The sequence below is a fragment of the Mesorhizobium sp. M1E.F.Ca.ET.041.01.1.1 genome (assembly GCF_003997355.1).
Classification (GTDB): Bacteria; Pseudomonadota; Alphaproteobacteria; order Rhizobiales; family Rhizobiaceae; genus Mesorhizobium.
Genome location: NZ_RZSL01000300.1, coordinates 1 through 7,541, shown reverse-complemented (window position 1 = coordinate 7,541; position 7,541 = coordinate 1). Strand labels below are relative to the sequence as shown.

Here is a 7,541-nt window from a genome sequence, read left to right as displayed (position 1 = left end):
GCACATCGATGCTGACCGGCTGGTCGACGCCGACGGCGACCGAATGGCTGCCTTTCGGATTGAGCACTTCCCAGGCGGTCTCGTTCGAGCCGGGGGCGAGATTGTGCAGCGCCTGGTTCAGCTCGCGCAGGGACTGCTGGCCGAGGTCGAATACCCTCGCATGGCCTTGCTCGCGCTGCGCCTTCGGCATGGGTGTTGCAGGCATGAACTCAATGCTCCCAGAAATAGACGGTTGCGGGCTCCGGTTCCCAAACCCTCGCATTGTCTATGCCGGGCAGCTTGGTGAGCGCGCGATATTCCGAGCCGAAGGCGACGTACTGGTCGGTCTCGGCCATCACGGCGGGCTTGCAGGCGATCGGGTCGCGCACCACGCCGAAGCCGTTCTTGGTGCCGACGACGAAAGTAAAGAAACCATCGAGGTCGGAAAGTGTGCCCTCCAGCGCCTCGCCGAGATTCTTGCCATGCGCCATCTTGTTGGAGAGATAGGCGGCTGCCACCTCGGTGTCGTTCTCGGTCTCGAAGGTCATGCCCTCGCGCACCAGCTCGCGGCGGACATTGTCGTGGTTGGAGAGCGAGCCGTTGTGCACCAGGCACTGGTCGGCGCCGGTCGAAAATGGATGCGCGCCCATCGTGGTGACCGCCGATTCCGTCGCCATGCGGGTGTGACCGATGCCGTGCGTGCCGATCATCGAGCGCACGTCGAAGCGATCGACGACGGCTTCCGGCAGGCCGACTTCCTTGTAGATCTCGATCGCTTCGCCGGCGCCCATGATGCGGATATCGGGCCTGAGCGATTGCAGCGCCTCGCGCGCGGCGTCGACCTTGTCGGGTGTGGTCCTGACGACCGCGTGTGTCGACTTGACCGCGACGCTCACCGGCGCGCCGATCGCCTTGGCGAGCACGGCATCGAGGCCGCGGAAATCGCGTTCGGGTTTCGGCGACTGCACGGTGATCTTGGCCTCGTTGCCGGTTGCGGCGCCATAGATGGCGATGCCGGCGCTGTCCGGACCGCGGTCGCTGAGCGAGATCAGCATCTCCGACAGCATCGCGCCGAGTTTCGGCTCCAGCGCCTTGTCCTTCAGGAAAAGTCCGACGATTCCGCACATGTCAGCCTCCGACGTTTATATATCTGCCTTCACGCCGCTTGTGGCGCTATCGCCATCGGGGTGGGGCTTGTGGGCCCATATTGCATGGCGGACGCGTGCTATCCTGTAGGCGTCGAGGATCGACAGCGCATAGATGAGAAAGCCGCCGGCGTGACGGCCGATGAAGCTGGCGTCCGGCGGCGCCACCTTGGTCGTCACCCAGCCGAGGATCACCATGAAGAACAGGAACTGCAGGCCGCGCGCGGGCAAGCCCAGCATGACATGCCCGCTGCCTGGCAGGACGATTGCGGAGGCCAGCACAAGATAGGGGTTCGAAGCCCTGCCAGTGTGGTCGGTGGCGTCGCTCATGCGGCCTGCCTTTCGCGCCGGTTGATCGCGTGACGAAGCGAGGATGCGGCTTCGACCAGTTCTTCGAGCAATGCCGGATCGAGCCTCGCGTCGCCGAAAGCGGCTTGCCGGAAGACGCTGTAGCGCACCCGGTCGGCCTGGGCCAGCAGCCAGACGATGCGCACGCCCTTGGGCGTGATCAGCAGTTCCTTGGCGCGGCCTTCGGCAAAGACCCCGGCATGCGCTGCGATCAAGTCTTGCGGGAAAGCATCACCCCGGCGGTCGGTCCTGAGTACCGCTTCGGCGGGCAGGGCGGTTGTTTTGGGCAGCGTGTGCTCGAGATGGTCGAAATTGGAGAAGGTCGTCGGCGAGCCCGGCCGCATCATCATGTCGAAAATGCCCGGCACCGCGACGGGCTCAGTGATCGACACGCTCAGCCAGCGTGTTGGAAGCTTCCGGGTCGCAAGCGTGTCGACGATGGTGCGCACCTGCGCGCGTTCGCCGTTCCAAGAACCGGCCCAGGTGGCGACGCCGGCCGTGCCATCGGAGACATCGACGGCGTCCGGGATGACCGCGCGGATGCTTGCCTCGTCGGCGGCGCGCGCCGCGCTGGCCCTGTTGCGGCTGGCGCGCGCGAGCCAGGCAAGGTGGAAGACGACCGCAAGCGCGATCGCTCCGGTAAGCAAAGCTGACGTCAACTCAGACATCTCGATACGCCAACACCCGCCGCCGCGGCGGCGGGTTTTTTCCGTTCAATAGCCCTGTGGTTTCGGCCACGGCATGGTGAACTGGTCGCCGCGGCGCACGAACTTGTAGCGGTAGAAGTGGAACCACAGCGAGATCAGGAAATAGAAGATGGTCATCGCGATCAACTGCGAGCCGAAGCCGAGGAAGATGGCGAAGAAGGTCACCACGCACAGGCAGAACAGAACGATCGCCGGCAGCGGATGGAAGGGATGCGTGTAGCCGCGGCGGATCGAGCCCAGCGGCCACTTCTTGCGGAACATCATGATGTTGATGCTCATGAAGGTATATTGCAGCACGCCCGACAGGATCGAGAAGGTGATCGCCTGGTTGAGATCGGCGATGAAGGCGAAAGCCAGCGCGATCGGCAGCAGGAACAGGATCGAGCGATAGGGCGTGCGGTACTTCGGATGCACCGCCGAGAACCAGCTCGGCAGGTAGCGGTCGCGGCCGAGCGAGAACCAGGCGCGCGCCGCGTCGTTGATGCAGCCATTGGCCGAGGCGAGCGCCGCGAGCAATGTCGCGATGAAGAGCAGGTTCTCGAGCAACGGGCTGCCGGTCAGCTTGCCGGCGTCCCAGAGCGGATAATAGGTGATGCCAAGATATTCCCAAGGCATCAGCGAGGCGCAGACATACCAGGTCATGGCGGCGGCGATCAAAAGCGTGATCATGCCGGCCATCGTGCCATAGGGCAGGGAGCGCGCCGGCGAGCGCACTTCCTCGGCGGCCTGCGTGGTGCCTTCGATGCCGAGATAATACCAGATGCCGAACTGGAAGGCGGCGATAACGCCGATCCAGCCATAGGGCAGCGCGTTGCCGGGCGTGACCAGCTCATTGAGTTTCAGCACCGCCCCTTGTGTCCAGGGGCTCACCGAGAAGAACAGGATGACGATCGAGATATAGGCGACCGCGGTAATGATGAAGTTGACGTTGAGCGTCATCAGCACGCCGCGATAGTTGAGCCAGGCGAGCACCACGATGGTGGCGGCGATGAAGGAATTGTGCGTCAATCCTTCGACGCCGGCCTTGGCGACGATCGTGTCGCCGAGCAGGATCGCGTCCGACACTTCGAGCATGGTGTAGGCGAAGACCAGGAACAGCGCGACGTTGAAGGCCATCAGCGGCCCGACGATGTGCTTGGCCTGCGCGTATTGCCCGCCGGCGGCGGCGACGGTCGAGGTCACTTCGGAATCGATCATGGCGACCGATGTGTAGAGCAGCCCGACGATCCAGCAGACGATCAGAGCGGCAAGCGCCCCGCCCTTGTCTGCCGCAAAGTTCCAGCCGGTGAACTCGCCGACCAGCACGATGCCGACGCCGAGCGCCCAGACATGGGCGGGGCCGAGCACCCTGAGCAGCGAAACCCTGTCGCCGTGGATAGTCGTCGTTAGTCCCGTTTCAACCGCAGCGGTCATCGTCAGTCCCCACTCAGATCCGGTGTTTTTCGGAAACGGCTTCAAGCTCGCCCTCGCGCGAGGAGGTCAGAACACCCTCGGAATAGGTCGTATCGACCTTGAACCAGTCGTAGAGCATCCAGAGCGCCAGCAGGATCGAGATGGCCCAGCATGCGTAAGAGACTGTCATCCACATGATCGTGTCCCCGAATTACGTGTCGTCGAAGGATTACTTGTCGTCGAATTTTTCGTTGATCACCTCGCGATACTCGCGATCGGAGGCGCGGAACAGGAAGACGAAATAGGCGATCAGCACGACCGCCATGATGATCAGCGTCGGCCAGTCGATGATGTAGTGGAAGCGGTTCTGGATGATGTCGTGCGCGGTCTCTGGCGTATAGCCGAGCTTTTCCCAGACCGAGGCCATGGTCGCGTTCTGGCCGAGCGCGTCCCAGGTCTTGGCGTCCAGGGGATCGATGGATTTCGCCGCGCCGGCGAGGCCGAGTTTCAGCGGCAGCCACAGCGCCACGAAGATGGCGACCACGACGACGGCGATGTCGAAGATCTGGCCGGCCTTGCTCTGTTCCGGCGGGATGTAGCGAGACATGGTCTTTCCCCTCAGGACTTGCGGTTGCGGAACGCGTCGGCGTTCTTGATGTCGAGGCCGTAGATGAAGTCCTTGTCTTCCTTGTAGTGATTGAGCATCGCCAGGATGGCGGCGGTGTTGAAGATCAGCACCGCGGCGGCCGCGACCACCACCACGAGCTTGATCCCGCTGTCGGGGATATAAGCCCAGGTCATCAGGAGGACGAAGAGGATCGTTGCCCACAGGCAGACGATCAGGAGCACGGATCCGCGCACGTCGGAACGGTACAGCGCTTCGACGCGCTGCTTAATGTCGGACATCGGTTTTTCCCCTTTTCTCGACGTCCGGTCCCGAAACGACCGGGCGTCCACTCTTTCAACAGAGTGAAATTTTTTTCATAAGTTCTGCTCGAACCGCGAGATTGTCAAGGCGGTTTTACGCAGCGTAAACGACTTGGCTTCATGGCCCGCCGCTTGCCTGTGGATAAAACCATTTGCCCGCAGGAACTGCATGACGCTGGGCACGAGCCAGCTGAAATGCCTCGCGAGGTAGGGCTTACGCGCTGATCAGCTCGTGCTGTTCTGCGGGTAGCAGATTATGGAAAGATAGCGCATCGGCAGCCGCGTCAGCTCTTCCGGTCCGTGCGGCGCGTCGGCATCGAAGAACAGACTGTCGCCCGGCTTCATCGGGTAGAGGTTGCTGCCATGCCGGTACAGAACCTCGCCCTCGAGCATGTAGAGGAACTCCATGCCTTCATGCTGGAAGGTCGGGAACACATCCGACTCCTCGGTCAGCGTGATCATGTAGGGCTCGACGACGACGCCGCTGGTGTTTGCGCCGATATGGCCGAGCAGATTGTACTGGTGGCCAGCGCGCGTGCCGCGCCGCTCGACATCGACGCCTTCGCCGGCCTTGACGAAGACTGCGCTGTGTTCCTCCTCGAAGCGGCGAAAGAAGGCGGTGAGAGGAACGCCGAGCGCCCGCGACAGCGCCTGCAGCGTGGTCAGCGAAGGCGAGGTGATGCCGTTCTCGATCTTCGACAGCATGCCGAGCGAAATGTCGGTGGCCGCCGCGAGATCGGCGACCGTGATGCCGAGCTTCTTGCGGAAGGCGCGCACCTCATGGCCAATGGCGACCTCCAGCACTTTTTCGCGGGTGTCGCGGATCGCGTGCGGGTCTTGCGTCAGCGGCGTTCGGATCGTGGGCCCATGGGCCGGGATGTTTTTTGGCAGCGTCTTGCCCTTGGCGGCCACGCCGGCAGGCTTGGTATTGGAATTCTTCTTCGCCATGTCGCCCCAAGCCAATGCGGAGTTATTTCACTCCAAGTGAACATATTCGGTGCGACACAGGAGCGCAATCGTGGCGGCAAGCCTTCTTATGTCGCGGGTCCGGCAACGAAATCTTCCGACACGGTCCTGGCGCGGGCGTCAAGCCGCATCCATGATTGATACGACAGCTTGCTTGCCGAGCACGGCAAGCGCCGCTTTCATCAGCGGCAAGCCCGTCGGGTGGTCCGGGTCGAGGATACGACGCGCCTCCGTCTCGCCCCGCCCGAGGCGCCGCGCGAGTTCCGACTTGGAAATGCCGGCAGTGGCGAAGGCCTCTATTACCGCCAGCTTGAAGGCCGTCTCGGGATCGATGGCGACAGGCACCAGACTGCGGCCTTTCACAGTTGGTTGAGGAAGCTTCCGATGTGCGAAGGACAAAGGTGCGCGCACTATACGTCGGGCAAGGTATTGGCGCCGTCGGCGGGTCGCCCATAAGAGTTTGCCGCCAGCCGAGATACGGTCGTGGCCCCTCACGACATGATCAGGCCGCCGTCGACATTGATCGTCTGTCCGGTGATGTAGGCCGCGTCGTCGCTGGCGAGGAAGCTGACCAGGCCGGACACATCCTCGCCGCTGCCGGCGCGGCCCATGGGGATGTTCTTCACCCATTCCGCCATCAGCTCGCCCGGCTTGTAGTCGCCGAGCAGCTTGCCCCAGGCGGTGTCGTTATAGGCCCACATGTCGGTGTCGATGATGCCGGGGCAGATGGCGTTGACGGTGATCTTTTCCTTGGCCACTTCCTTGGCGAGGCTCTGCGTGATGCCGACGACGCCGAATTTCGAGGCCGCGTAGTGCGGTGTGTAGATGAAGCCCTGCCGCGCCTGGCCGGATGCCGTGTTGATGAGTCTGCCGCCTTGGCCATGCTTGCGCATGCGGGCAATCGCTTCCTGGCAGCACAGGAACACGCCCTTGGTGTTCACCGCCATCACCTTGTCCCACTCGGCTTCCGTCATCGCCTCGATCCTGGCGATGGTGATGACGCCGGCGTTCTGCACGGAGATGTCGACGCGGCCGAATTCCTTCTCGGCAAGGTCGTAGAGTGCTGCGACCTCGTCCTTCTTCGTTACGTCCATGCGCATCGAGGCGACCTTCGCACCCGATGCCTTGAGGCTTGCTGCAACTTCGTCGACGCGGGGATCGATGGCGCTGACTACGACCGCCGCGCCTTCCGCCGCGAAGCGCTTGGCCATGGCGGCACCGATGCCGCCGCTGGCGCCCGTGACGACCGCTGTCTTTCCTTCGAAACGCTTCTGCACTTCAACTTTCTCCTACCAGCAGACGAAGCCGCCATCGACGATCAGGTCGATGCCGGTGACGAAACTCGCGGCACGACTTGCCAGGAACACAGTCGGGCCGACCATTTCCTCCGGCGTCGCCATGCGGCCCATGGGCGTGTCGCGCTCGAAGATTTTTATCTGCTCGGCAACCTCGGGGCGTTTGTTCATTGGCGTCAGCGTGTAGCCGGGGCTCACCACATTGACGCGCAGGCCGCGATCGGCCCACTCCATGGCGAGGCTCTTCGACATGTGGATCACCGCCGCCTTGGAGGAATTGTAGTGTGCCTGCGTCAGGCCGCGATTGACGATCGAGCCCGACATCGAGGCGATGTTGATGATCGAGCCCCGGCGGCGGGGCAGCATGACGCGCGCCTCGGCCTGGCAGGACAGGAAGACGCCGCTGACATTGACGTCGTAGATCTTCTGCCACTTTTCCATCGGCAGCGTCTCGGCGGGTTCTGCCCCGGCGACGCCGGCATTGTTGACGGCAATCGTCAGCGCGCCGAGTTCCTTCTCGATACGTTCCACCGCCGCCGCAAGGTCGCTTTCGGATGTCACCGTGCCGGTCAGCACCAGCGCCTTGCGGCCGAGCGCCTTGATCTTGCCGGCCGTTTCTTCAAGCCCGCCTTTCGAGCTGTGGCCGAAGCAGGCGACATCGGCGCCGGCCTCCGCAAGCCCGATGGCGATCGCCTGGCCGATGCCGCTGCCGGCGCCTGTCACCAATGCCACGTCGCCGTGCAGATCGAACAGTTCCATCTCTCTCCCTCTTCCTGACAGAA

Annotated in this window: 11 protein-coding genes and 1 pseudogene; all 12 read right to left on the bottom strand. The window is 63.1% G+C overall.

What is annotated here, in order from left to right:
- A pseudogene (locus tag EOA38_RS22145) lies at nucleotides 1-205 on the bottom strand (protein GlxC); the annotation flags it as partial.
- Nucleotides 206-209: 4 nt separating this feature from the next.
- On the bottom strand, nucleotides 210-1,106 hold the full coding sequence (locus EOA38_RS22140) for a glutamine amidotransferase family protein (protein WP_127300262.1): 897 nt from the start codon (nucleotides 1,104-1,106) through the stop codon (nucleotides 210-212).
- Nucleotides 1,107-1,121: 15 nt separating this feature from the next.
- The gene (locus EOA38_RS22135) at nucleotides 1,122-1,454 is read right to left on the bottom strand and encodes a hypothetical protein (protein WP_127300261.1); all 333 of its coding nucleotides are present in this window, start codon (nucleotides 1,452-1,454) and stop codon (nucleotides 1,122-1,124) included.
- Nucleotides 1,451-2,140: a hypothetical protein gene (locus EOA38_RS22130; RefSeq protein WP_127300260.1), complete on the bottom strand. Its 690-nt coding sequence runs from the start codon at nucleotides 2,138-2,140 to the stop codon at nucleotides 1,451-1,453. Before EOA38_RS22130 ends, EOA38_RS22135 begins: the two co-directional genes overlap by 4 nt.
- 45 nt (nucleotides 2,141-2,185) lie before the next feature.
- Nucleotides 2,186-3,592: an amino acid permease gene (locus EOA38_RS22125; protein WP_127300259.1), complete on the bottom strand. Its 1,407-nt coding sequence runs from the start codon at nucleotides 3,590-3,592 to the stop codon at nucleotides 2,186-2,188.
- Between the two features lie 13 nt (nucleotides 3,593-3,605).
- The gene (locus tag EOA38_RS22120; RefSeq protein ID WP_127300258.1) at nucleotides 3,606-3,767 is read right to left on the bottom strand and encodes a hypothetical protein; all 162 of its coding nucleotides are present in this window, start codon (nucleotides 3,765-3,767) and stop codon (nucleotides 3,606-3,608) included.
- A 33-nt stretch (nucleotides 3,768-3,800) separates the two neighbouring features.
- Nucleotides 3,801-4,178, bottom strand: coding sequence for a hypothetical protein (locus EOA38_RS22115; RefSeq protein WP_126095368.1), 378 nt, complete (start codon nucleotides 4,176-4,178; stop codon nucleotides 3,801-3,803).
- An 11-nt stretch (nucleotides 4,179-4,189) separates the two neighbouring features.
- Complete coding sequence (locus EOA38_RS22110; RefSeq protein ID WP_127300257.1) at nucleotides 4,190-4,477, bottom strand: hypothetical protein; 288 nt, start codon at nucleotides 4,475-4,477, stop codon at nucleotides 4,190-4,192.
- A gap of 246 nt (nucleotides 4,478-4,723) precedes the next feature.
- The gene (locus EOA38_RS22105; RefSeq protein ID WP_126095366.1) at nucleotides 4,724-5,446 is read right to left on the bottom strand and encodes an XRE family transcriptional regulator; all 723 of its coding nucleotides are present in this window, start codon (nucleotides 5,444-5,446) and stop codon (nucleotides 4,724-4,726) included.
- A 138-nt stretch (nucleotides 5,447-5,584) separates the two neighbouring features.
- On the bottom strand, nucleotides 5,585-5,809 hold the full coding sequence (locus EOA38_RS22100; protein WP_189434804.1) for a hypothetical protein: 225 nt from the start codon (nucleotides 5,807-5,809) through the stop codon (nucleotides 5,585-5,587).
- A gap of 146 nt (nucleotides 5,810-5,955) precedes the next feature.
- Nucleotides 5,956-6,741 (bottom strand): glucose 1-dehydrogenase, encoded by a 786-nt coding sequence (locus EOA38_RS22095; protein WP_127300256.1) that lies wholly within the window; start codon nucleotides 6,739-6,741, stop codon nucleotides 5,956-5,958.
- Between the two features lie 12 nt (nucleotides 6,742-6,753).
- Nucleotides 6,754-7,518 (bottom strand): SDR family oxidoreductase, encoded by a 765-nt coding sequence (locus tag EOA38_RS22090; protein WP_127300255.1) that lies wholly within the window; start codon nucleotides 7,516-7,518, stop codon nucleotides 6,754-6,756.
- Nucleotides 7,519-7,541: the final 23 nt, after the last annotated feature.